Annotated in this window: 18 protein-coding genes; 6 read left to right on the top strand and 12 right to left on the bottom strand. The window is 62.2% G+C overall.

Annotated elements, in window-relative coordinates; all coding sequences use genetic code 11:
* Positions 1-33: 33 nt before the first annotated feature.
* From BM059_RS06085 to puuE, 5 genes are all read right to left on the bottom strand, one after another.
* A complete protein-coding gene (locus BM059_RS06085; protein ID WP_017679208.1) occupies positions 34-1,551 on the bottom strand; it encodes a nucleobase:cation symporter-2 family protein in 1,518 nt (505 codons plus the stop codon).
* A gap of 234 nt (positions 1,552-1,785) precedes the next feature.
* On the bottom strand, positions 1,786-3,123 hold the full coding sequence (locus BM059_RS06090; protein ID WP_017679209.1) for a urate hydroxylase PuuD: 1,338 nt from the start codon (positions 3,121-3,123) through the stop codon (positions 1,786-1,788).
* Between the two features lie 48 nt (positions 3,124-3,171).
* Positions 3,172-3,675: an ureidoglycolate lyase gene (locus BM059_RS06095; RefSeq protein WP_017679210.1), complete on the bottom strand. Its 504-nt coding sequence runs from the start codon at positions 3,673-3,675 to the stop codon at positions 3,172-3,174.
* 41 nt (positions 3,676-3,716) lie between these two features.
* Positions 3,717-4,232 (bottom strand): 2-oxo-4-hydroxy-4-carboxy-5-ureidoimidazoline decarboxylase, encoded by a 516-nt coding sequence (gene uraD / locus BM059_RS06100; RefSeq protein ID WP_017679211.1) that lies wholly within the window; start codon positions 4,230-4,232, stop codon positions 3,717-3,719.
* Positions 4,229-5,170 carry an allantoinase PuuE gene (gene puuE, locus BM059_RS06105; protein WP_017679212.1) on the bottom strand — a complete coding sequence of 314 codons (942 nt, stop codon included), beginning with the start codon at positions 5,168-5,170 and terminating at the stop codon, positions 4,229-4,231. The genes uraD and puuE overlap by 4 nt, the downstream gene beginning before the upstream one ends.
* Positions 5,171-5,572: 402 nt before the next feature.
* Here puuE and uraH point away from each other — a divergent pair, with 402 nt between their 5' ends.
* On the top strand, positions 5,573-5,926 hold the full coding sequence (gene uraH, locus BM059_RS06110; protein ID WP_017679213.1) for a hydroxyisourate hydrolase: 354 nt from the start codon (positions 5,573-5,575) through the stop codon (positions 5,924-5,926).
* Positions 5,927-6,233: 307 nt separating this feature from the next.
* Here the strand turns inward: uraH and BM059_RS06115 are convergent, their stop codons facing one another.
* Positions 6,234-7,574, bottom strand: coding sequence for an NCS2 family permease (locus tag BM059_RS06115; RefSeq protein ID WP_017679214.1), 1,341 nt, complete (start codon positions 7,572-7,574; stop codon positions 6,234-6,236).
* 593 nt (positions 7,575-8,167) lie between these two features.
* On the opposite strand from BM059_RS06115, the gene BM059_RS06120 reads away from it, so the two are divergent.
* Positions 8,168-8,935 carry a GntR family transcriptional regulator gene (locus tag BM059_RS06120; protein ID WP_003243324.1) on the top strand — a complete coding sequence of 256 codons (768 nt, stop codon included), beginning with the start codon at positions 8,168-8,170 and terminating at the stop codon, positions 8,933-8,935.
* Between the two features lie 181 nt (positions 8,936-9,116).
* Here BM059_RS06120 and guaD read toward each other — a convergent pair whose 3' ends face one another.
* From guaD to BM059_RS06145, 6 genes are all read right to left on the bottom strand, one after another.
* Positions 9,117-10,421: a guanine deaminase gene (gene guaD, locus BM059_RS06125; protein ID WP_037002790.1), complete on the bottom strand. Its 1,305-nt coding sequence runs from the start codon at positions 10,419-10,421 to the stop codon at positions 9,117-9,119.
* A 103-nt stretch (positions 10,422-10,524) separates the two neighbouring features.
* Entirely contained in the window at positions 10,525-11,355 is an 831-nt protein-coding gene (gene xdhC, locus BM059_RS06130) for a xanthine dehydrogenase accessory protein XdhC (RefSeq protein WP_017679216.1), read from the bottom strand.
* Positions 11,352-11,483: a hypothetical protein gene (locus tag BM059_RS25715; RefSeq protein ID WP_277813605.1), complete on the bottom strand. Its 132-nt coding sequence runs from the start codon at positions 11,481-11,483 to the stop codon at positions 11,352-11,354. The genes xdhC and BM059_RS25715 overlap by 4 nt, the downstream gene beginning before the upstream one ends.
* 103 nt (positions 11,484-11,586) lie before the next feature.
* A complete protein-coding gene (xdhB, locus tag BM059_RS06135) occupies positions 11,587-13,983 on the bottom strand; it encodes a xanthine dehydrogenase molybdopterin binding subunit (protein WP_074937402.1) in 2,397 nt (798 codons plus the stop codon).
* 62 nt (positions 13,984-14,045) lie between these two features.
* Positions 14,046-15,485, bottom strand: a complete 1,440-nt coding sequence (gene xdhA, locus BM059_RS06140) for a xanthine dehydrogenase small subunit (RefSeq protein WP_074937404.1) — start codon at positions 15,483-15,485, stop codon at positions 14,046-14,048.
* Positions 15,486-15,867: 382 nt separating this feature from the next.
* Positions 15,868-17,001: an alkane 1-monooxygenase gene (locus BM059_RS06145; RefSeq protein WP_074937405.1), complete on the bottom strand. Its 1,134-nt coding sequence runs from the start codon at positions 16,999-17,001 to the stop codon at positions 15,868-15,870.
* A gap of 232 nt (positions 17,002-17,233) precedes the next feature.
* On the opposite strand from BM059_RS06145, the gene BM059_RS06150 reads away from it, so the two are divergent.
* The 4 genes from BM059_RS06150 to ligA all read left to right on the top strand — a co-directional run bounded on the left by BM059_RS06150 (position 17,234) and on the right by ligA (position 24,843).
* A complete protein-coding gene (locus BM059_RS06150) occupies positions 17,234-17,893 on the top strand; it encodes a GntR family transcriptional regulator (protein ID WP_037002784.1) in 660 nt (219 codons plus the stop codon).
* A gap of 6 nt (positions 17,894-17,899) precedes the next feature.
* On the top strand, positions 17,900-21,388 hold the full coding sequence (smc, locus tag BM059_RS06155) for a chromosome segregation protein SMC (protein ID WP_074937406.1): 3,489 nt from the start codon (positions 17,900-17,902) through the stop codon (positions 21,386-21,388).
* A gap of 213 nt (positions 21,389-21,601) precedes the next feature.
* Entirely contained in the window at positions 21,602-22,423 is an 822-nt protein-coding gene (gene zipA, locus BM059_RS06160) for a cell division protein ZipA (RefSeq protein WP_074937408.1), read from the top strand.
* Positions 22,424-22,482: 59 nt separating this feature from the next.
* Positions 22,483-24,843 carry an NAD-dependent DNA ligase LigA gene (gene ligA / locus BM059_RS06165; RefSeq protein ID WP_074937409.1) on the top strand — a complete coding sequence of 787 codons (2,361 nt, stop codon included), beginning with the start codon at positions 22,483-22,485 and terminating at the stop codon, positions 24,841-24,843.
* The last annotated feature ends 211 nt before the right edge of the window (positions 24,844-25,054 follow it).

Below are 25,054 nucleotides of genomic sequence, written 5' to 3' on the forward strand. Positions count from 1 at the left end.
GCGGACTGCCGGGAGTGGATCGGTTTGTCGCGGTTAGCTGGTGCGCGGGTCCGGGGTAAGGTCGCGGCTCAGAGTCTTGAGGTTGCTGTCATCGACGCCATCGTCACCCTGGCGGTTCTGCAGCACGGTGTGCAAGTGCGCCTCGGGATCGTAGTCGTCCTCTTCCACTTCCTGCTGTTCGTCGGGCAGGAATATGTTCAGCGCAATGGCGCTGAAGGCTCCGATGGTGATCGGTGAGCCGAAGATGTTCTTCAGCACGTCCGGCATGTGCGAAAGCACATCCGGCACGCCGGCCACACCCAGGCCAAGGCCCAGGGAAATGGCCACGATCAGCACGTTGCGACGGTGCAGACCGGCTTCGCTGAGAATCTTGATGCCGGCCACCGCGACGGTGCCGAACATGATCAGGGTGGCGCCACCGAGTACCGGCTTGGGCATCAGTTGCAGCACGGCACCCACCACCGGAAATAGCCCCAGCAGGATCAGGATGCCGGCGATGTAGAAAGCCACGTGGCGGCTGGCAACGCCAGTGAGCTGGATCACCCCGTTGTTCTGGCTGAAGGTGGTCATCGGCAGGCTGTTGAACATGGCGGCAACTGCCGAGTTGCAGCCATCGGCCAGCACTCCGGATTTGATCCGGCGCATGTATAGCGGCCCCTTGACGGGCTGCTTGGAGATGATCGAGTTGGCGGTCAGGTCGCCTGCCGTTTCCAGTGGCGTGATCAGGAAGATCACGGCAATGGGCACGAAGGCGATCCAGTCGAAACCGAAACCGTACTTGAATGGCTGCGGCATGCTGATCAACGGCACTTCAGCCATGTTGGCGAAATCCACCCGGTCGGTGAACCAGGCCACGCTGAAGCCGAGGGTCAGGCCGATGATCACGGCGGACAGGCGCAGCACCTGCGAAGAGGCGCGGTTGAGGGCGACGATGGTGCCCAGCACCAGCCCGCCAAGCGCCAGGTGGTGCAGGGCGCCGAGGTCTGGCGCGCCGTAGCCGCCGGCCAGGTCGGTCATCCCCACCTTGATCAGCGACAGGCCCATCAGGCAGATGATGGTTCCGGTGACCACCGGGGTGATGACCTTGCGCAGCTTGTTGATGAACTGGCTGAAGGCGATCTCGACGAAGGCGGCGCAGAAGCAGATGCCGAACAGCGTGGCGAGTATTTCCTCCTCGCTGGCGCCGCGGCCTTTGACAATGAATCCGGCGCTGAGCACCACGCTGAGAAAGCCGAAACTGGTGCCTTGCAGACAGAGTAGGCCGGAACCGATCGGGCCGATGCGCTTGGCTTGGACGAAGGTGCCGAGGCCGGAGACGAACAACGCCATGCTCACCAGGTACGGCACATGAGCGCCGAGGCCGAGGGCGCTGCCGACGATCAGGGTAGGGGTGATGATGCCGACGAAGCTGGCCAGCACATGCTGCAGCGCCGCGAAGATGGCAGGGGCGAAAGCTGGGGTGTCGTCCAACTGGTAGATCAGGTCGCTGTTGCCGACGGGCGCAGCTGGGGCTTGGGTATTGCTATCTGGGGTCATGTCATAGCCTGCCATTTGTTTTTATACGGTCATGGGCTTACACGAGGCTTCACGGCACCTCTTTCCTGCTCAATAGAAACTTGTCTTGTCGGTCAGGATGTTTCGACTATAGCAATATGTCGACATTGTTAAAAACAATTTATTTATAGATTGTGCACAAAAAATGAACCGCCGGTCAGCTTGCGCTGCCGGCGGTTCATGGGCGTAAAAAGATGCCGCACCCGGTCACGGGCGCGACATGTGCGGCAATCAGTTGATCTGAGCGCCTTTGGCGATCCAGCTGCCGATCAGGTCGCGTTCGTCCTGAGTCATCTGGGTAATGTTACCCAGTGGCATGATCTGCGAAGCGACGCTCTGGGCGTGGATCTTCGCGGCCTGCGCCTTCATCTGCTCCGGCGTATCGAGCATCAGGCCGGCGGGTGCGGCGCTGAACATCGGGCTGCTCGGACTCACCGAGTGGCACACGGTGCAGCGCTCGTGGATCACGCTTTCGACTTGGGCGAAATCGGTGCTGGCGGCAGGTGTCGCGCTATCAGCAGCAGTGGGCGATTCCTCGTTTGCATCAGCTTTGGGCTGGGTTGCCTCGGCAACAGGCTCGCTGGTTGTGGAGGGGTTGCCGGGGAGGCCGGTGGCGGGAACGGGAGCGTACTTGATCGCCGGAGCCTGAGCCGTTGCCGGTGCGCTGACCGATTTGGTTTGCGGGCCGGTGACGTAAGCCAGGCAGATCATGCCCAGCGCTGCGGCCGGCAGGGTCCAGACGTACTTGCTGCTGTCGTGGCGGGTGTTGAAGTAGTGACGCACCAGCACGGCCAGAATCGCGATGCCTGCCAGGATCAGCCAGTTGTATTGGCTGCCGTAGGTGCTCGGGAAGTGGTTGCTGATCATGATGAACAGCACCGGCAGGGTGAAGTAGTTGTTGTGACGCGAGCGCAGCAGGCCTTTGGCCGGCAGGGTTGGGTCCGGCGTGGTGTTGGTTTCGATCGCTTTAACCAGCGCGCGCTGGGCCGGCATGATGGTGAAGAACACGTTGCCGACCATGATGGTGCCGATGATGGCGCCGACATGGATGTACGCCGCGCGGCCGCTGAAGATCTGGCTGAAACCGTAGGCGGCAGCGATGATCAGCACGAACAGCACGGCACCGAGCAGGGCGGGGCGTTTGCCCAGTGGCGAGTCGCAGAGGAAGTGATAGATCACATAGCTGAGCGCCATGGAACCGAGGCCGATGGCGATGGCTGCAGCCGGTGCCAGATCAACACCCGGCTTGACCAGGTACAGGCTCGGGTTGAGGTAGTAAACCACCAGCAGCAGGGCGACGCCCGACAGCCAGGTGAAGTAGGCCTCCCATTTGAACCAGTGCAGGTTCTCCGGCATTTTCGGTGGGGCCAGTTTGTATTTTTCCAGGTGGTAGATGCCGCCGCCGTGAATCGCCCAGAGGTCGCCCGACAGGCCCTCGCGGGGATTGCTGCGGTTAAGGTTGTTCTCCAGCCAGACGAAATAGAATGACGCGCCGATCCAGGCGATACCGGTGATCATATGGATCCAGCGGATGCCCAGGTTTAGCCATTCGGTGAAATGTGCTTCCACGATCTGTACCTCTTTCCCCGGGGGAGGCACGCCAACCCCGGGCTTCTCTTATTGGTGGGGTTTGAGGAGAAGGAGCTCGTCCTCATTGAAAAAATGCTCATCGCAGTTGTTGCCGGAACCACTGCGATCAACCACCAGGAAGTCATCCCGCTTTTCGATCGTCAGCACCGGGTGGTGCCAGACGCCGCGATGGTAATTGATGCCCTGCCTGCCATTGCTGAGGAAGGCACGGACGGACCCTGATACAGGTACATCGCCAACTGGCGCGACCACGATCAGAAAGGGGTTGCCGAGCAGCGGGATGAAAGCCTGGCTGCCCAGCGGATGGCGTTCCAGCATGCGGATGGTCAGCGGCATCTCGAGCGACTCGGCGCTGAAAATGCTGATGATCGCCTGATCCTCTGGCTGTGCGGTCTCCACGCTGGCCAGCTTGTGATAGCGGCGAGTGGAACCGTTGTTGATCATGAAGAAGTCACTGCCTTCGGTTTCGATCACGTCACCGAAAGGGGCGAAGGCTTCTTTGCTCAGGGGCTCGATGGTCAGGCTACGCATGGCTGTTCTACTTGTTCTGTTTGATTGAAGGGGCGGCAGCGTTACAGCTGCTGCAGGCGGAAGAGGGCGATTTTGTTGATCTCGGCCAGGGCGGTCTGGAACTCCTGCTCCGGCGTGTTGTGAATGCGCTCTTCGAAGGCGGCCAGGATCTGATGGCGGTTGCTGCCCTTGACGGCCTTGATGAAGGGGAAGCCGAACTTGGCCTTGTAGGCATCGTTGAGTTCGGTGAAGCGTGCAAACTCCTCGGCTGTGCATTCATGAATGCCGGCGCCGGACTGCTCGGCGGTGCTGGAGGCAGTCAGCTCGCCACGTACGGCCGCTTTGCCGGCGAGGTCCGGGTGCGCATTGATCAGCGCCAACTGAGCATCGTGACTGGCGGACAGGAGAATGTCGGCCATGCGCTGCTGCAGGCTGTCGATATCGTTCACGCTTTCGTCCAGGCCGAGGTCGTAGGCTTTCTCGGCGACCCAGGGCGAGTGCTCGTAGATATCGGCGAAGGCGGCAACGAACGCGTCGCGGCTCAACTGGGAGGGGGTTAACGTCTGGAAACGGCTCATGGGCGGCTCTCTTGTTCGGTCACGCGGAAGGGGTGGGTGGCATGCCAGTGCTTGGCGATGTCGACGCGGCGGGCGCACCAGACCTTGTCGTGGCTTTTCACGTAGTCGATGAAGCGCGCCAGCGAGGCCAGGCGGGCCGGGCGGCCGAGCAGACGACAGTGCATGCCGATCGACAGCATCTTCGGTGCGCCGGCTTCACCCTCGGCGTAGAGCACGTCGAAGGCATCCTTGAGGTATTCGAAGAAATCGTCACCCTTGTTGAAGCCCTGTACCTGGGTGAAGCGCATGTCGTTGGTGTCCAGGGTGTAGGGGATCACCAGGTGCGGCTTCTCTGCGGTGCTGGCCGGGTCCCAGTAGGGCAGGTCGTCGTCATAGGTGTCGGAGTCGTAGAGGAAGCCGCCTTCCTCGCGCACGATGCGTCGGGTGTTCGGGCCCAGGCGACCGGTGTACCAGCCCAGCGGGCGCTCGCCGGTCAGCTCGGTGAGGATGCGTATGGCCTCGAGCATGTGCTCGCGCTCGGTGGCTTCGTCCATGTTCTGGTAGTCGATCCAGCGATAGCCGTGGCTGCAGATCTCGTGCCCGGCAGCGACCATCTCGCGGATCGCGTCCGGGTGACGCTGGGCAGCCATGGCCACGGCGAAGATAGTCAGCGGAATATCGTGCTGCTTGAACAGGTTGAGCAAGCGCCAGACGCCGGTGCGGCTGCCATACTCGTAGAGCGACTCCATGCACAGGTTGCGCTGGCCCTGCAGCGGCTGGGCGGCGACCATCTCGGAGAGGAAGGACTCGGACTCCTTGTCCCCATGCAGAATGTTGCGCTCGCCGCCTTCTTCGTAGTTGAGCACGAAGGATAGGGCGATACGGGCATCGTTCGGCCAGTGCGGGTGGGGTGGGTTTGCGCCGTAGCCGATCAAATCGCGTGGGTAATCAGCGTTCACTGCAGTCTTCCTATCTGGAACGTTGCGGTCACTGCGTGCCTGGAAATCGACGGCTACGCGACCGGGATGACTAATTGTATACAAAGTTAGTTGCCGTTTGTAAATCGACTTTTCATCATTTTCTTCGCTGCGCGCACCGATGGGGAAATTGCCGTATTGGTCAGTAATTCATGCTGTTTGTGGCGCGGTTGCTGGTTCGCGATGAGGCAGGTAATGAGCCTGTTTGCTGCGCAGATGGCATCGGCATCGGATTTATTGTGTACAATTTATGAGTAAAATGTTTTATATTCGATCTGCGTGCTATCCTGCCATTGCGTCGGAGCATTGCGACGAGCCGATTTCAACAGAGTAGAGGAGGTGTGGTGTTCGTAGGGCGCTGGGCGCCGCGAGCATCCGAAACCCATGGGACGTTTGACTACACATGTACTGGATGCCGCGCACGGCTGCCCAGGGAGTGACATCAAGGTCGAGCTGTACCGCGTCGAAGGCGCGCAGCTGGAGCTGATCACCACCGTTACCACCAACCACGACGGCCGTTGCGATGCGCCGGTGCTGCAGGGCGATGATTACCGTACGGGCGTCTATCAGCTGCACTTCCACGCCGGCGACTACTACCGCGCCCGTGGCGTGAAGCTGCCGGATACGGCATTCCTCGACGTGGTCGTCCTGCGCTTCGGCATCGATGCCGGCCAGGAGCACTACCACGTACCGCTACTGATTTCGCCTTACAGCTACTCCACCTACCGTGGTAGTTGAGTGACTGGCAGGCCGGCGGCCTGCCAGACGAATGCTTGTCACCCTCAGACTCGTTTGAGTCCTTACGCCCGCTCACACTGCGGGCTTTTTTTCGTCTGCGTGTAGGGTGCGCCGTGCGCGCCGGAACCCCACGTGGCACCGTGCAGCGCTTCGAAGCTGGTGCGCGCGGCGCACCCTACGAGCGACACGTAGCCCCGATGAAATCCGGGGCCGGCGATATGCATGCGACGAGCGCGCCTGTCGTTGCAAGTCAAACGAAAAACCCCGGCACAAGGCCGGGGCTTCGCTCAGCGCAGAGTATCTACCGTCAGAGGAAGGCGAACTTGGCGATGAAGATCACGCACAGCGCATACAGGCTCAGCGACACCTTGTCGCTCTGGCCGGTCAGCAGTTTCAGCGTGGCGTAGGTGAGGAAGCCCAGGGCGATGCCGTTGGCGATGGAGAAGGTCAGCGGCATCATCACAACGGTCACGATGGCCGGAATGGTGTCGGTATGATCCTTCCAGTCGATATGCGCCATGCCGCTCATCATCAGCATGGCGACGTAGATCAGCGCGCCTGCGGTGGCGTAGGCCGGAATCATGCCAGCCAGCGGGGCGAAGAACATCGCGGCGAGGAACAGGAGGCCGACGGTGATCGCGGTCAGTCCGGTACGGCCACCCGCGGCGACGCCTGCAGCGCTTTCCACGTAGCTGGTCACCGGCGGGCAGCCGACCATGGCGCCCACAACGCTCGAAGTGGAGTCGGCTTTCAGCGCCTTTGACAGGTTCTGGATCTTGCCATCCTCATCCACCAGGTTGGCGCGGTGGGCGACGCCCATCAGGGTGCCGGCGGTGTCGAACATGTTCACGAAGAGAAACGCCAGGATCACACTGATCATCGCCACGTTGAATGCGCCGGCGATATCCATGGCCAGGAAGGTCGGGCCCAGGCTCGGTGGCATCGACACCAGGCCACCGTATTCCACCAGGCCGAGTGCCCAGCCGATGGCGGTCACGCCGAGCATGCTGAAGAGAATGGCGCCAAACACGTTGCGGTGGCTGAGCACGGCGATCATCAGGAAGCAGACGGCGGCGAGCAGCGCCGACGGGTTGCTGAACGAGCCCATGGTCAACAGGGTGGCCGGGCTGTCGACGACGATCCCGGCGGTCTTCAGGCCGATCAGGCCGAGGAACAGGCCAACCCCGGCACCCATGGCGAAGCGCAGGCTCATCGGGATGCTGTTGAGCAGCCATTCACGGATCTTCGACAGGCTCATGATCATGAACAGCACGCCGGAGATGAACACCGCGCCCAGTGCGATCTGCCAGCTGTAGCCCATTTCACCGACGACGGTGTAGGTGAAGAACGCATTCAGGCCCATGCCTGGCGCCAGGCCGACTGGCCAATTGGCGTACAGGCCCATCAGGAAGCAGCCCAGGGCCGCCCCGATGCAGGTGGCGACGAAGGCGGCGCCATGATCGATGCCGGCAGTGGCCATGATGTTGGGGTTGACGAAAATGATGTAGGCCATGGTGACGAAGGTCGTCAGGCCGGCCAGCAGTTCGGTCTTGATGGTGGTGCGGTGCTCGGTCAGTTTGAAGAAGCGGTCGAGCAGGCCACCCCTTGCCAGTTGATTCGCGTGTTGTTCTTGTTTGACGCTTTCCACAGCGGGTACTCCTCATCTCTCTTGTTGTGTACCACCCAGAGCGTTGCGCAAGAACAATGCTCTCTGAGGCAGGCGGTGTTGTCGGCGGTGCTTCCTGGCTAAGTTGTTGACCGAGCGGTCAAGAAGTCACTCAGGCGCGATTATGCTGTTGTATACAAAAAATGCAATTAATGTTTTTAATGTTGCATTAATCGCACCAGTCGAGCGTGCCGATAGAGAAGTGAGCGGATTTGGCGACAATCTTTTCAGTTTTTAAAATTAAATCCTTTTAAAACAATCAGATATGATTTCACCTGGCGTGGTTGCATCTGTCTGCTGAGCATCGTTTCGGCGGCCAAAGCAAACCCTTAGCCTCTAATGAACTGAGACTGTGGCTGTATATAAGGAAAGAATTTGTTGCTCTGCGCGTGATCGCCAGTGAGGCACTGGCGGCAGTCAGCTATGACGTCATACAACGCATGGTGTAGTGGCTGATTGATTTGTGTACAATTGAGCCAATTTTTTTCTGATGTTTTTTCGCTCGGAGCTTGTCAGCTACCGGGTAGAACACAGTAGAGTCGCAGTGTCGCCGACTCTCATTGACGCGAGCCAGAATGAACGATCAATTGCAGCCTCTCAAGAAGCAGCCGCGCGCGGGTAAAAGCAGCCGCAGCGGGACTCAGGACGATGTCGTATATGCCCATATCTTCGATGCCATTCTCGAGCAGCGTCTGGCGCCTGGCACCAAGCTGAGCGAAGAGGCGTTGGGTGAGATCTTCGGCGTCAGTCGCACCATCATTCGCCGCGCTCTGTCACGTCTGGCTCACGAGGGTGTGGTACTGCTGCGCCCGAACCGCGGTGCGGTAGTGGCCAGCCCGAGCGTCGAGGAAGCACGGCAGATTTTCTATGCGCGCCGTCTGGTCGAGCGTGCGATTACCGAGCTGGCCGTCGAGCACGCGACCGCCGAGCAACTGGCCGAGCTGCGCCAGATGGTCAAGGACGAGCAGGACAGCTTCTCGCGCGGTGACCGCGGTGCGGGCATTCGTCTGTCCGGCGAGTTCCACCTGAAGCTGGCCGAGGCAGCACGCAATGCACCGCTGGTGAGCTTCCAGCGCAGCCTGGTATCGCAGACCTCGCTGATCATCGCCCAGTACGAAAGCGGCAGTCGCTCGCACTGCTCCTATGACGAGCACAACCAGTTGATCGACGCCATCGAGGCGCGCGATGCCGAGCGCGCAGTGCACTTGATGATGCATCACATGGATCACATCGACAGCAAACTCAACCTGGACGAGGAAAGCGCCTCGGACGATCTGCACGCGGTGTTCTCGCACCTGCTGCAAACCAAGAAGAAGCCTGGCCGCAGCGCTGCCAATCGCTGATCGACTGCGCGTAACAAGAAAGCCCCGATGCTCGCGCATCGGGGCTTTTTCGTTGTGGAGACGATGTGGCTGAGGTGAGGCGCATTTGTGTAGGAGCGAATTCATTCGCGATGCTGTAGAGCATTGCCTACAGCCTGATCGCGGATAAATCCGCTCCTACGAGGCGCGCAGATCGTCGTCTTCAATCGCGCTGGTGCACCGACACACCCGCGGCGAAGGTTTCCTTCACCGCGCGATCATCACCAAGCATGGTCAGGGCAAACAGGCGTTCTTCCAGGCTCTTGGCCTGTTGCATGCGGTAGCTGATCAGCGGCGTGGCGTTGTAGTCCAGCACCAGGAAGTCGGCGTCCTTGCCGGGCAGGAAATTGCCTAGCTTGTCGTCCAGATACAGCGCATTGGCGCCGCCCAGGGTGGCCAGGTACAGCGACTTGAATGGGTCGAGCTTCTTGCCCTGCAGTTGCATGATCTTGTACGCCTCGTTCAGCGATTGCAGCTGGCTGAAACTGGTGCCGCCGCCGACGTCGGTGCCCAGACCGACGCGTACGCCGTGTTCTTCCAGCTTGTTCAGGTCGAACAGGCCGCTACCCAGGAACAGGTTGGAGGTTGGGCAGAAGGCGACCGCCGAGCCGGTTTCGGCCAGGCGCTTGCACTCGTCGTCGCACAAGTGCACGCCATGGGCGAACACCGCGCGTGGGCCGATCAGCTTGTGGTGGTCATAGACGTCCAGGTAGCCCTTGCGTGCCGGGAACAGCTCCTTGACCCAGGCCACTTCGGCCTTGTTCTCGGAAATATGGGTGTGCATGTACAGATCGGGGTATTCGCCGAACAGCTTGCCGGCCAGGTCCAGTTGCTCGGGGGTGCTGGTGGGGGCGAAGCGCGGGGTGACGGCGTAGTGCAGGCGGCCCTTGCCGTGCCAGCGCTCGATCAGCGCCTTGCTCTCGGCGTAGCCGGTTTCGGCGGTGTCGGTCAGGTAGTCCGGGGCGTTGCGATCCATCAGCACCTTACCGGCGATCATGCGCAGGTTGAGCTTGTCGGCCTGCTCGAAGAAGGCATCGACTGACTGCGGGTGCACGCTGCCGAATACCAGGGCGGTGGTGGTGCCGTTGCGCAGCAGTTCCTTGAGGAAGATCGCTGCCACGTCGCTGGCGTGCGCCTTGTCTTCGAACTGTTTCTCGGTGGGGAAGGTGTAGGTGTTGAGCCAGTCCAGCAGTTGCTCGCCGTAGGAGGCGATCATGCCGGTTTGCGGGTAGTGAATGTGGGTGTCGATGAAACCGGGGGTGATCAGCGCATCGCGATAGTGCTGAACCTCGACGCCAGCCAGCTTCGGCAGCAGTTCTGCAGCCGCGCCAACCTGGGCGACCTTGCCGTTTTCGATCAGCAGGATGCCGTCCTCGAAATACTGGTAGGACTGCTCGACGCCAACCACGGCGGGGTCGGCGATGCTGTGCAGGATGGCGGCGCGGTAGGCTTTGCGGGTGTTGCTCATCGTATGAATCTCATCAGTAGGGTGGTGCGGGGCCGCCTAGGCCGTGCGCACCAGGGAATTGGTGATTGGTGCGCGCAGCGCACCCTACGGGTCGCGACTCGAATCAAGACCGGCGCGAGGCCGGCAGCAGCTTGGCGACGCTGGATTCGCCTTTCTTCACGTCCTGGCCAAAGCTTGCGTTGTAGGTGGCGATCACTTCACCGGCGATGGATACGGCAATTTCCACCGGCAGCTTGCCTTTCACTTCGGCCAGGCCCATGGGGCAGCGCATGCGTGCCATTAGCGTTTCCTCGAAGCCGCGTTCGCGCAGACGATGCTCGAACTTGACGCGTTTGGTCTTCGAGCCGATCAGGCCGTAGTAGGCAAAGTCGCCGCGCTTGAGGATCGCCGCGGTCAGCTCCAGATCGAGCTGGTGGTTGTGGGTCATGACGATGTAGTAACTGCCGGGCGGCATGTTTTCCACCTCATCGACCACCTCGTCGTTGACGACCTTCTGCGCACCGGCGGGGATGTGCTCGGGAAATTCGTTCTCCCGCGAGTCGATCCAGCGCACCTTGCACGGCAGGCTGGCGAGCAGCGGCACCAGCGCGCGGCCGACGTGGCCAGCGCCGAAAACGGCGATCTGCGCCTGTGGCTGGCCCATGGGCTCGAACAACAGCACAGTGGCGCCGCCGCAGCACTGGCCGAGGCTGGCGCCGAGAGAGAAGCGCTCCAGGCGAGTGTCCTGGCTGCGCGTGGCGAGCATTTCGCGCGCCATCTCCATGGCCTTGTATTCCAGATGACCGCCGCCGATGGTCTCGAAGATGCGTTCGGCGGTGACCACCATCTTCGAGCCAGCATTGCGCGGCGTCGAGCCGCGCTCTTCGATGATGGTCACCAGCACGCAGGCTTCACCTTGCTGCTGCAGGTCGGCGAGGGCGCTGATCCAGCTCATTTGCTCAGCCTCCAGGAAGGCGTGGTCTGCCCCGGGCGCGGCAGGCGCCAGTTGCTCGGCGACGGGTCGAGAATCGGCACCGGTACCGGGCGAGCGGGTGGATTATTCGGTTCGGTGTGTTTTGTCATTGTTGTGCACCGTGGTTTGGGGTGTGGACGTAGGCTGGGCCGGGCGGTGCTCCGCTTCAGCCCACCAATACACGCCGTTGATGTTGGTGGGCTGAAGCCCACCCTACGCCCCGACCGTTTCCATTTCGACGGCGCTTGTTCTGGCTTGTTTCAGCTTGCGCATCTGCTCCACGCCCCAGAGCACGCGCTCGGGGGTGGCCGGGGCGTCGATCTGCGGCTGTACCTTGTAGTCCGCCAGGCTGGCCACGGCGTCCTTCAGGGCGCACCAGGCAGCGATGCCGAGCATGAACGGCGGCTCGCCGACGGCCTTGGAGTGGAACACGGTGTCTTCCGGGTTCTTGCGGTTCTCCACCAGCTTCACGCGCAGGTCGATGGGCATGTCGGCGATGGCCGGGATCTTGTAGCTGGCCGGGCCGTTGGTCATCAGCTTGCCTTTGGCGTTCCACACCAGCTCTTCCATGGTCAGCCAGCCCATGCCTTGGACGAAGGCGCCTTCGACCTGGCCGATGTCGATGGCCGGGTTCAGCGAGTCGCCGACGTCATGCAGGATGTCGCCACGCAGCATGCGGTATTCGCCGGTCAGGGTGTCGACCAGCACTTCCACGCAGGCCACGCCGTAGGCGTAGTAGTAGAAGGGACGGCCAGCCGCCTTGTCGCGGTCGTAGAAGATCTTCGGAGTGCGGTAGAAGCCGGTCGACGACAGCGAGACCTGGCCGAAGTAGGCCTTCTGGATCATCTCCTCGAAGGACAGGAAGTGATCGCGCACGCGCACCTGGCCGTTGCGGAACTCGACGTCTTCCGGGGTGACCTTGTACTCGCGCACCAGGAAGTCGATCAGGCGCTGCTTGATGGTCTCGGCGGCGTTCTTCGCTGCCATGCCGTTGAGGTCGGTGCCGCTGGAGGCGGCAGTGGGCGAGGTGTTCGGCACCTTGTCAGTGTTGGTGGCGGTGATCTGGATGCGTTCGATATCGACCTGGAACACCTCGGCCACCACCTGCGCGACCTTGGTGTTGAGGCCCTGGCCCATCTCGGTGCCGCCGTGGTTGAGGTGGATCGAGCCATCGGTGTAGATGTGGATCAGCGCGCCAGCCTGGTTGAGGAAGGTGGCGGTGAAGCTGATGCCGAATTTCACCGGGGTCATGGCCAGGCCTTTCTTCAGCACCGGGCTTTTTTGGTTGAACTCGATGATTTCACGACGGCGCTTGGCGTACTCGCAGCTCTCCTCCAGCTCGGCGGTCATCTCGTGGATAACGTTATGCTCGACGGTCTGGTGGTAGTGGGTGACGTTGCGCTCGGTCTTGCCGTAGTAGTTGGTCTTGCGCACTTCCAGTGGGTCCTTGCCCAGGCTGCGCGCGACGGCGTCCATCACTTCCTCGATGGCGACCATGCCCTGTGGGCCACCGAAGCCGCGGTAGGCGGTGTTCGAGGCAGTGTTGGTCTTGCAGCGATGACCGTTGATGGTGGCGTTGCCGAGGAAGTAGGCGTTGTCCGAGTGGAACATGGCGCGGTCGACGATGGAGCCGGACAGGTCCGGCGAGTAGCCGCAGTTACCGGCCAGGTCCATCTCGATGCCGTGCAGCAGGCCGTCGTCATCGAAACCGACGTCGTACTCGACATAGAAGGGGTGACGCTTGCCGGTCATGCTCATGTCTTCGACGCGCGGCAGGCGCATCTTGGTCGGCCGACCGGTGAGGTGGGCGATCACCGCGCACAGGCACGCCGGACCAGCGGCCTGGGTTTCCTTGCCGCCGAAGCCGCCGCCCATGCGGCGCATGTCGATGACGATCTTGTTCATCGGCACGCCGAGCACTTCGGCCACCAGCTTCTGTACCTCGGTGGGGTTTTGCGTCGAGGTGTAGACCAGCATGCCGCCGTCTTCGCTGGGCATCACCGAGGACACCTGGGTTTCCAGGTAGAAGTGTTCCTGGCCGCCGATATGCAGCGTGCCCTGCAGGCGACGCGGGGCGCTCGCCAACTTGCTGGCCGAATCGCCGATGCGGTGGGTGTGACTGGCCAGCACGAAATGCTTTTTGCGCAAGGCATCGACGACGTCGAGTACCGGCTCCAGGTCCTCGTACTCGACGATGGCAGCCATGGCCGCCTTGCGTGCGGTTTCCAGGCTGTCGGCGGCGACTGCCAGCACGACCTGGCCAACGTATTCGACCTTGCCGTCGGCCAGCAGTGGGTCACCGGCGACCACCGGGCCGATATCCAACTGGCCTGGTACGTCATCCTTGGTGATGGCGATGGCCACACCCGGAATCTCGTAGCAGGGGCTGGTGTCGATGCGCACGATGCGCGCATGGGCGCGATCGGACTGGCGCGCGTAGACGTGCAACTGGTTGGGGAATTCCAGGCGATCGTCGACATAGACCGCTTCGCCGGACACGTGTTTGTCCGCGCTCTCGTGCTTGACGCTGCGGCCGACGCCGCTGGTCATGCCGGCGCGGAACAGGGCGGCCAGCTCTTCCTGGGATTTGTGTTCGATATGACTGGACATCTTCGCCTCCAAAACTTCGCATGCCGCCGGGCGCGCCGGCGGCGTATCAATTCACTGCACGCTTACGCGTAGGCGGTAACCCGGGTCTCGACCTCGGGCGACTGCTGCTCCAGGAAGAACTTGCGCAGCAGGTTCTGGGCAGTGAGCAGGCGGTATTCCTTGCTGGCGCGGAAATCCGACAGCGGGGTGAAGTCCTCAGCCAGTGCGTTGCAGGCGCGCTCGATCACGCCCGGATACCAGGCTGAACCGACCAGGGCCGTTTCGCAGGCACTGGCGCGTTTGGGGATGGCGGCCATGCCACCGAAGGCGATACGGGCTTCGGTGACCACACCCTCTTCGATGGTCAGGTTGAAGGCGGCGCACACGGCGGAGATATCGTCGTCCAGGCGCTTGGACACCTTGTAGGCGCGGAACGCCTGGTTTGCCTGGGCGCGCGGCACGATGATCTTCTCGATGAATTCGGCTTCCTGGCGGGCAGTCACCTTGTAATCGAGGAAGTAGTCCTGCAGCGGCAGGATGCGGCGGGTATTGCCTTGGCGCAGGGCAATCTGCGCGCCGAGGGCGATCAGCAGCGGCGGGGCGTCGCCGATGGGCGAGGCGTTGCCAATGTTGCCGCCCAGGGTGCCTTGGTTGCGAATCTGCAGGGAGGCGAAGCGGTGCAGCAGTTCGCCGAAGTCCGGGTATTCGCGCGACAGCGCTTCGTAGCAGTCGGACAGGGCCGCGGCCGCGCCGATCTCGATGGCGCTGTCGGTCACTTCGATGCGCTTCATGTCTTCGATGTGGCCAACGTAGATCATCACCGGCAGTTCACGGTGGAACTGGGTGACTTCCAGGGCCAGGTCGGTACCGCCAGCGAGCAGGCGAGCCTCGGGGTTGGCGGCATAAAGGTCGGCCAGGTCGGCCACGGTCAGTGGCACCAGGCAGCGCTTGTCGCCGCTGTTGAGCTCGGCGGTTTCACGCGGGGCGATGGCTTGGAGTTGGGCGACGGTATTGCTTTCGAAGGCATCGAACTGATCCGGCTGCTTCTGGCAGCAGGCCTGTTCGGCGGCGTCGATGATCGGGCGGTAGCCGGTGCAGCGGCACAGGTTGCCGGCCAAGGCTTCCAGGGTCTGGCCTTTGTCATAACCCGTGGAGTTCTTCTGCAGGGCGAACAGCGACATGATGAAGCCGGGGGTGCAGAAACCGCACTGCGAGCCATGACAGTCGACCATTGCCTGTTGCACGCTGTGCAGCTTGCCCTGGTGCTTGAGGTCTTCGACGGTGATCAGTTGCTTGCCGTGCAGGCTGGAAACGAAGGTCAGGCAGGAGTTGAGGGTGCGATAGCGAACGTGATCGCCATCGAGCTCGCCCACCACCACGGTGCAGGCACCGCAGTCGCCGGAGGCGCAGCCTTCCTTGGTTCCGGTTTTGCCGACGTGTTCACGCAAGTAATTGAGCACGGTGACGTTGGGGTCCAGGGCATGCTCGGTACGCAGCTCCCGGTTGAGTAAAAACTGGATCAAGGACGACCTCCAGGCACTTTATTGTTATGAATCGTTTGGCTCGCCGGGTATGTGCACGTGTTGCAAGGCCCGGGCGTGATTGGCCATGGAGGCAATCTAGGGTTTTCTGACTTTTGGGTCAACAAATATTTGACCTTGTGGTCAGCTGCTTGTCATGCGTTTCAGTTATGAGCGCGGCGGGCTGGATGCATGCCCTGAGAGTAGCGGTTTTCGTGCCAGGAAGGGCTCTGCTGCGGGACTTGTGCAGGGTGTCGCGGGCTGCCCGGGTCGTGCGCAGCGATGCCGGGCGCGATTGGCTGGTACGCACAGGCACCTTGTGTGACAAACAAAACCCCGGAAGCAGGCGCTGCCGGGGTTGATCAGATGTGCTCGAACAGGGTGCTCAGGTCAGCTGCGATTCACTCAGTTGGTGCTCTTCGCCGGCATAGTAGGCGCGCACCTTGGGGTCCATCACCGCGCGCCATAGTGGTGGAAAGAGGGCAAGCACGATCATTCCGGCATAGCCATTGGGCAGTTGCGGGCTGTCGTCGAAGTGGCGCAGCACCTGGTAGCGGCGCTTGGCGTAGGCGTGGTGGTCGGAATGGCGCTGCAGGTGGAAGAGAAACAGGTTGGTCAGCAGAAAGTTGCTGTTCCACGAGTGGTGTGGCGTCGTGCGCTCGTAACGGCCATTTTCCAGTTTGCGCCGGTGCAGGCCGTAGTGCTCGACGTAGTTGACGACCTCCAGCAGGGTGAAGGCCATCACTGCCTGGCCGAGGAAGAACAGGGCGCCCAGCCAGCCCAGGGCGACAGTGAAGCCGAGCAGCATGAGCACGCTGATGGCGTACCACCAGATCAGCTCGTTGCGCCCATGCAGGGCCGGCAGGCCGCGCCGCTTGAGGCGTTCGGCCTCCAGTTTCCAGGCGTTGAGGAAATTGTGCTTGTAGGCGTGGGGCAGGAAGGCATACAGGCTCTGGCCGAAGCGCGAGGAGGACGCATCCTCACGTGTCGAGACATGCACGTGATGGCCGCGCACATGTTCCACCTTGAAACCGGCATAGCACACCGCTGCCAGCAGCAGGCCGCCAGCGTTCTGCTCCAGGGGCGCGTCCTTGTGGATCAGCTCGTGCGAGACGGTGATGCCAATGGCGCCCATCACCGTGCCCACCGAGAGCACCCAGCCGAGCTGGCCGACCCAGCTCCAGCCTTCGTAAGTGACAAATATCCAGCCGCTCCAGGCCAGCATCGCCAACAGCAAGGGTACTGTGGCCAGACTCAACAGGCGGTAGTAGCCCTGGGCTTCCAGCACCGGCACTTCGTCGCGCTCATTGGGGTTGGCCGGGTCGCGGCCAACGACGAAATCCAGCAGAGGGATCACGCCGAACACCGCGCTGATCACCAGCCAGGGCCAGGCGTCGGCATGGGCGCTGCCCTGTGACCAGTGATAGCTCAATGGAATGCCCAGTACCGGGATCAGCCAGATCCAGTAGCCGACCTTTTTCAGGGCGAGCATCCAGTGCGAGGGAAGGCGTTCGAACATGGGTTTCTCCGGTCAATTCTTGTTGTTGGATATATGTAGGATTGTAGGACAATCACTTTTCGTGACCAGGCTTCCACGCCCAACCTTTCGAACGGAAAGTGCGCCGTGAGGGCGCTTGGCGCGGTAACACCCTGTGTTACACTCGCCGCCAGTTTTTCTTGCTGCCGCCCAGCCGTGGCGGGGCTCCCAGACTCGACCGCCTGCCCCTGGATCGACGCAAATAAGGAATGTCATGACGTTCAAGGCCCCGGACAGCCTCGCCGAGCAAATTGCCCATTACCTGGCCGAACGCATCATTCGCGGTGAGCTCAAGGAACGTGAGCGCATCCAGGAGCAGAAAGTTACCCAGGCCCTCAACGTCAGCCGCGGTTCGGTACGCGAAGCGCTGCTGATTCTCGAGCGCCGCCACCTGATCGTGATCCTGCCGCGCCGCGGCGCCCAGGTCAGCGAGTTGACCCCGTATCACGTCACCAACCTCTATGCGCTGAGCATCGAGCTCTACATCATGCTGGCGCGCGCGGTGATCGAGCGCTGGAAGGTGGAAACCGACCTGGCGCCCTTCCTGGATATCCAGCAGCGCCTGCTGGCCAGCCTGGAACGTGACGATATCGGTGCCTTCGTCGAGGGCAGTTTCGACGTGATGCGCGCTGCCTTTCCGTTCGCCGACAACCCCTATCTGCAGGAAACCCTGGAGAATCTGCTGCCGGCGATCAGTCGCACCTATCACCTGGCGCTGGAGCGGCGCAAAGGCGAGATGGGCCAGTTCATCGGCACCTTCGCCAGCCTGTTGCAGGCGATCATCGCCCGTGACCACGAGCGCGCCCGTGAGGTGTTGTTGGCCTACGGTGAACACAACTGCCAGCTGGTGCTGGCGACCCTGGCCGAGCGCTAAGCCCAGATGCGCCTGAAGAGCATCAAGCTGGCTGGCTTCAAGTCCTTCGTCGACCCGACGACGGTGAGCTTTCCCAGCAACATGGCAGCGGTGGTCGGGCCCAATGGCTGCGGCAAGTCCAACATCATCGACGCCGTGCGCTGGGTGATGGGCGAGAGCTCGGCGAAGAACCTGCGTGGCGAGTCGATGACCGACGTCATCTTCAACGGCTCCAACACGCGCAAGCCGGTGACTCAGGCCTCCATCGAACTGATCTTCGACAACAGCGACAACTCGCTGGTGGGCGAATACGCCGCCTTCGCCGAGATTTCCATCCGCCGCCGGGTGACCCGCGACGGGCAGAACACCTATTTCCTCAACGGCACCAAGTGCCGGCGTCGCGACATCACCGACATCTTCCTCGGCACCGGCCTGGGCCCGCGCAGCTACTCGATCATCGAGCAGGGCATGATCAGCAAGCTGATCGAGGCCAAGCCCGAGGAACTGCGCAATTTCATCGAAGAAGCCGCCGGCATCTCCAAGTACAAGGAGCGCCGCCGCGAGACCGAGACCCGCATCCGCCGTACTCAGGAAAACCTGGCGCGCCTGACCGACCTGCGCGAAGAGCTGGAGCGCCAGCTCGAACGCCTGCATCGCCAGGCCCAGGCGGCGGAGAAGTACCAGGAATACAAGGCCGAGGAGCGTCAACTCAAGGCGCAACTGCTGGCCCTGCGTTGGCAAACCCTGAACCAGCAGGTCGGCAGCCGTGAGCAGGTGATCGGCGACCAGGAGGTGGCTTTCGAGGCCCTGGTGGCCGAGCAGCGCAGCGCCGACGCCAGTATCGAACGCTTGCGCGACGGTCATCACGAATTGAGCGAGCGCTTCAACCTGGTGCAGGGCCGCTTCTATTCCGTGGGCGGTGATATCGCCCGCGTCGAGCAGAGCATCCAGCATGGCCAGCAGCGCCTGCGCCAGTTGCAGGACGACCTGCGCGAAGCGGAAAAGGCGCGCCTGGAAACCGAATCGCACCTCGGCCATGACCGCACCCTGCTGGCCACCCTGGGCGAAGAGCTGGAAATGCTCCTGCCCGAGCAGGAGATGACCGCCGCCGCTGCCGAGGAATCTGCTGCCAGCCTGGAGGAGGCAGAGGCCACCATGCATGGCTGGCAGGAGCAGTGGGACAGCTTCAACCAGCGCAGTGCCGAGCCGCGTCGTCAGGCTGAGGTGCAGCAGTCGCGCATCGCCCAGCTGGAACAGAGCCTGGAGCGCCTGGCCGAACGCCAGCGCCGCCTGAACGAAGAATTGCAGCAACTGGTGGCCGACCCCGAAGACGCCGCCATTCTCGAATTGAACGAACAGCTTGCTGCGGGTGAACTGGAGCAGGAGTCGCTGCAGTTGGCCGAAGAGCAGCAGGCCGAGCGCCTGCAGCAGTTGCGCGAGGAGTTGCAGCAGGCCGGCCAGGCTCAGCAGCAGGCCCAGGGCGAACTGCAACGGCTGAATGGTCGCCTGGCGTCGCTGGAGGCGCTGCAACAGGCTGCGCTCGATCCGGGGCAGGGTGCTGGCGAGTGGCTGCGTGAGCAGGGCTTGCAACAGCGTCCGCGCCTGGCCGAAGGCCTGCGCGTCGAGGCTGGCTGGGAGTTGGCGGTGGAAACCGTGCTCGGTGCCGACCTGCAGGCCGTACTGTTGGATGATTTCGCTGGCCTGGATTTCTCTGTGTTGGAGCAGGGCGAACTGCGTTTGGCCAGCCCAGCCAGCGGTGGTGCTCGCCGCGTTGGTAGCCTGCTGGACAAGGTCGAGTCGAGCCACGACCTGTCGCCCTGGCTGGCGGGTGTGCGCCCGGTGGAATCGCTGGAGCAGGCGCTGGCCGCCCGTGCGCAGTTGGCCGAAGGCGAAAGCCTGATCAGCCGCGATGGCTATTGGGTCGGCCGGCATTTCCTGCGCGTGCGTCGCGCTGCGGAATCCGACAGCGGCGTGCTGGCGCGTGGTCAGGAGCTTGAGCGTCTGCAACTGGAGCGCGAGGAGCGCGAAGCGGCGCTGGCGCAATTGGATGAACGCCTGCTGGGACTGCGCGACGAGCAACGTCTTCAGGAAGAGCAGCGTGAGCAGCAGCGCCGTCAGGGACAGGCGCTTGCTCGGCAGCTAGCCGAGCTGAAGGCGCAGCTTTCCGCCAGCCAGGCCAAGGCCGAGCAACTGGGTCTGCGTCGTCGCCGTCTGCAGGATGAACTGCAGGAGGCTGCCGAGCAGCGCGAGATCGAGCATGAGCAGCTGGGCGAGTCGCGCCTGCAATTGCAGGACGCGTTAGACGCTATGGCACTGGACAATGAGCAGCGCGAAAGCTTGCTGGCCAGCCGCGATAGCCTGCGCGAGCGCCTCGATCGCGTGCGTCAGGAGGCGCGTCAGCACAAGGATCATGCGCATCAATTAGCGGTGCGCGTTGGCTCGCTCAAGGCCCAGCACGACTCCACTCGCCAGGCGCTGGAGCGCCTGGAGATGCAGGCCGAGCGCCTGCACGAGCGGCGCGAGCAGCTCTCGCTGAACCTGGAAGAGGGCGAGGCGCCGCTGGAAGAGCTGCGTATCAAGCTCGAAGAGTTGCTCGAACGGCGCATGGCGGTGGACGACGAACTGCGTCAGGCACGCATGGCGCTGGAGGACGCCGACCGCGAGCTGCGCGATGCCGAGAAGCGCCGCACCCAGGCCGAGCAGCAGGCGCAACTGCTGCGCAGCCAACTGGAGCAGCAGCGCATGGACTGGCAGTCGCTCAACGTGCGACGCAAGGCCCTGGCGGACCAGCTCGCCGAGGATAACTACGACCTGCATGGGGTGATCGCCACGCTACCGGCCGAAGCCAGCGAGGGTGGTTGGGAAGAAGAACTGGAGCGCATGGCTGCGCGCATCGCTCGTCTCGGGCCGATCAACCTGGCAGCCATCGACGAGTACCAGCAGCAGTCCGAGCGCAAGCGCTACCTGGATGCACAGGACGCTGACCTGGTCGAAGCGCTGGAAACCCTGGAAAACGTCATCCGCAAGATCGACAAGGAAACGCGCAACCGTTTCAAGGACACCTTCGATCAGATCAATGGCGGTTTGCAGGCACTGTTTCCAAAAGTTTTCGGTGGCGGCAACGCTTATTTGGAACTCACCGGCGAAGATTTACTCGATACCGGTGTAACCATCATGGCGCGGCCCCCGGGCAAGAAGAACAGCACCATTCATTTGCTCTCCGGTGGAGAGAAAGCGTTGACCGCTTTGGCATTGGTGTTTTCCATCTTCCAGCTCAATCCGGCGCCGTTCTGCATGTTGGACGAAGTGGATGCACCGCTGGATGACGCCAACGTTGGGCGCTACGCGCGCCTGGTCAAGGAGATGTCGGCCACGGTGCAGTTCATCTACATCACCCACAACAAGATCGCCATGGAAATGGCCGATCAGTTGATGGGGGTTACCATGCACGAGCCGGGTTGTTCGCGTCTGGTGGCAGTGGATGTCGAGGAGGCGCTGGCGATGGTGGAGGCGTGATGGCAGAGCGCCGCGAGATAAACTGAATATAGGCGAAACCTTGTGTGGCTCCCTGTGTAAAGTTGCCTTTCGTCGTGCTAGCTTATTGCCCACTTTTGTTACACGCGGAAAACGTCAGATAGAACATGAAGTTGGCGTCGCGTTTTATAGTCGAGTTGTGATCCGTTTGATTGGATCTTTTTTTCACCAGAATTGTTAAGGGTCAGGTATTTCATGGAATTCGGTCTGCGCGAGTGGCTGATCGTTATTGGCATCATCGTTATTGCTGGCATTCTTTTCGACGGCTGGCGCCGTATGCGTGGTGGCAAGGGCAGGCTCAAGTTCAAGCTCGACCGCAGCTTCGCCAACATGCCCGATGATGACAGTGACCCGGATCTACTCAGCCCGCCGCGTGTGGTCAATCACGACCACGAACCGCAGCTGGACGAAGACGACCTGCCGTCGATGAGTGCCAAGGACCTGCCACGTCGCCAACGTAACGAGCCACAGCAGGGCGACCTCAACCTGGCCGTCGACGAGCCGGTGCCGACCTTGCTCAACCCGGTCGACGACGAGCCTCAGGCACCGAAGAAATCCGCCAAGCCGGCTGCCGATGCCGCACCGGTGGAAGAGGTGTTGGTGATCAACGTGGTCGCCCGCGACGACTTCGGCTTCAAGGGCCCAGCACTGCTGCAGAACATCCTCGAAAGTGGCCTGCGCTTCGGCGAAATGGACATCTTCCACCGCCACGAAAGCATGGCTGGCAACGGTGAGGTGCTGTTCTCCATGGCCAACGCCCTCAAGCCGGGCACTTTCGATCTGGACGATATCGAAGGTTTCAGCACTCGTGCGGTGAGCTTCTTCCTCAGCCTGCCTGGCCCGCGTCATCCCAAGCAGGCCTTCGACGTGATGGTCGCTGCCGCACGCAAGCTGGCCCACGAGCTGGGCGGCGAGCTGAAGGATGACCAGCGCAGCGTGATGACCGCGCAGACCATCGAACACTACCGTCAGCGCATCGTCGAGTTCGAGCGTCGACAGTTGACCCAGAAACGCTGAAACACCAGTGCATTGCAAAAGAGCAGCCGAGGCTGCTCTTTTCGTTTGAGAGACCGAGCATGACCGACGCCGCCCACCGTATTTCCGAACTGCGCAACGAACTGGACGCGCACAACTACCGTTACTACGTGCTGGACGAGCCGAGTGTGCCGGACGCCGAGTACGACCGCCTGTTTCGCGAGCTGCAGGCGCTGGAGGCCGAGCACCCGGAACTGGTGACGCCGGAGTCGCCGACCCAGCGTGTCGGTGGCGAGGCGCTCAGCGCCTTCGGCGAGGTGCGTCACGAAGTGCCGATGCTTAGCCTCGGCAACGCCTTCGAAGAGGACGACCTGCGCGCCTTCGACCGCAGTGTGCAGAGCGGTCTTGGCGTGCAGGGCGGTGATCTGTTCGGCGGCGGCGCCGAGATCGAGTACAGCTGCGAACCCAAGCTCGATGGTCTGGCCGTTAGCCTGCGCTACGAGAATGGCCAGTTGGTGCGCGGCGCCACGCGCGGCGATGGCAGCACCGGTGAAGACATCACCAGCAACGTGCGCACCATTCGCAACGTGCCACTCAAATTGCAGGGCGAAGGCTGGCCGCAGGTGCTGGAGGTACGCGGTGAGGTGTTCATGCCCAAGTCGGGCTTTGAAGAGCTCAACGCACGTCAAGCCGAGAGTGGTGGCAAAACCTTCGCCAACCCGCGTAACGCCGCTGCCGGCAGCTTGCGTCAACTCGATCCGAAGATCACCGCCAGCCGCCCCCTGGAGTTCTGCTGTTATGGCGTTGGCCAGGTCAGCGGCGAGCTGCCAGGCACCCAGGTGGCCATGTTGCAGCAGCTCAAGGCCTGGGGCGTGCCCATCAGTCGCGAGTTGAAACTGGCCAAGGGCGTCGAGGCTTGCCTGGATTACTACCGTGACATAGGCCAGCGACGCATGAGTCTGGCCTATGACATCGACGGCGTGGTGTTCAAGGTCAACAACATCGAAGACCAGCAGCAGCTGGGTTTTCGTGCGCGTACGCCACACTGGGCCATCGCCCATAAATTTCCGGCGCAGGAAGAGCTGACCGAGCTGCTCGACGTGGAGTTCCAGGTCGGCCGTACCGGCGCGGTGACGCCGGTGGCGCGGCTGAATCCGGTCAAGGTGGCAGGCGTGATGGTGGCCAACGCCACCCTGCACAACATGGACGAGGTGGCGCGCCTGGGTGTGATGATCGGCGATACGGTGATCATCCGCCGCGCCGGCGACGTGATCCCGCAAGTGATGGCAGTGGTGCCTGAGCGTCGCCCGGCCGACGCGCGCCCGGTGCATATCCCTGAGCAGTGCCCGGTGTGTGGTTCGGCCGTGGAGCGCACGCAACTGGTCAAGCGCAGCAAGGGCAAGGAGTCGCTCAGCGAAGGCTCGGTGTATCGCTGTGTCGGTCGCCTCAGCTGCCAGGCGCAGCTCAAGCAGGCGATCATCCACTTCGTCTCGCGCCGCGCCATGGATATCGAAGGCCTCGGCGACAAGACCATCGAGCAACTGGTGGACGAGAAGCTGATCGCTTCGCCGGCGGACCTGTACAAACTGACCTTCGGGCAGATCATCGGCCTGGAAGGCTTCGCCGAAGTCTCCAGCAACAAGCTGCTGAAGGCCATCGAGGACAGCAAGCGGCCGACCCTGGCGCGCTTCATCTACGCACTTGGCATCCCCGATGTCGGCGAGGAAACCGCCAAGGTGCTGGCACGTTCCCTGGCCTCGCTGGAGCGTGTGCGTCAGGCGCTGCCGCAGGTGCTCACCTACTTGCCGGACATCGGCCTGGAGGTGGCGCACGAGATCCATAGCTTCTTCGAGGATGCGCACAACCAACAGGTGATCAGCGCTTTGCTGGGTGAGTGCGGTCTTGAATTGCAGGAAGAGGGGGAACTGAGCGCCGAGTTCTCGGCTGTTGCCACCCTTGGCGGCATGCTCGACAAACTGAATATTCCCAGCGTTGGCCCTGGTGCTGCGCAGAAGCTAGCCGAGCGTTTCGGCAGCTTGGAAGGCGTGCTCGGCGGCGACTGGCTGGATATGCGCCAGACCCTGCCGGAGAAGCAGGCCAAGGCCGTGCGTGAGTTCTTCGACAACGCTGAAAACGCCCAGCTCGCGTACGCCATCGAGCAACAACTGCGCGATTTCGGCATGCACTGGGAAAGCGAGAAGAAAGTCGCCGAAGGCCTGCCGTTGGCCGGCCAGACCTGGGTGCTGACTGGTACGCTGGAAGTGATGAGCCGCGACGTGGCCAAAGGCAAGCTGGAAAGCCTGGGGGCCAAGGTGGCCGGTTCGGTATCGGCCAAGACTCATTGCGTCGTCGCAGGACCGGGCGCTGGCTCGAAGCTGGCCAAGGCTAGTGAGCTGGGGGTGAAGGTGCTGGACGAAGCGCAGTTCATCGACCAGCTCAAGGTCTACGGCATCGAAGTGTAGGGCGGGTTAACCCGCCCTGTGACCTCCCGGATTGCGTTCGGGCTACGAGCTGAGCCGTATGGCTCGGTGCGCACGCCGCACCCTACATCGCTCCACACGAACCGTAGGGTGCGCCATGTGTTCAGCCGGGGGACATGGTAAACACCTGTCGGGGGACATGGGTAACAGGTTGATGATCATGTTGCCCGTTGCCTCAGGTCTATCTGACGCA

The sequence above is a fragment of the Ectopseudomonas composti genome (assembly GCF_900115475.1).
Lineage (GTDB): Bacteria > Pseudomonadota > Gammaproteobacteria > Pseudomonadales > Pseudomonadaceae > Aquipseudomonas > Aquipseudomonas composti.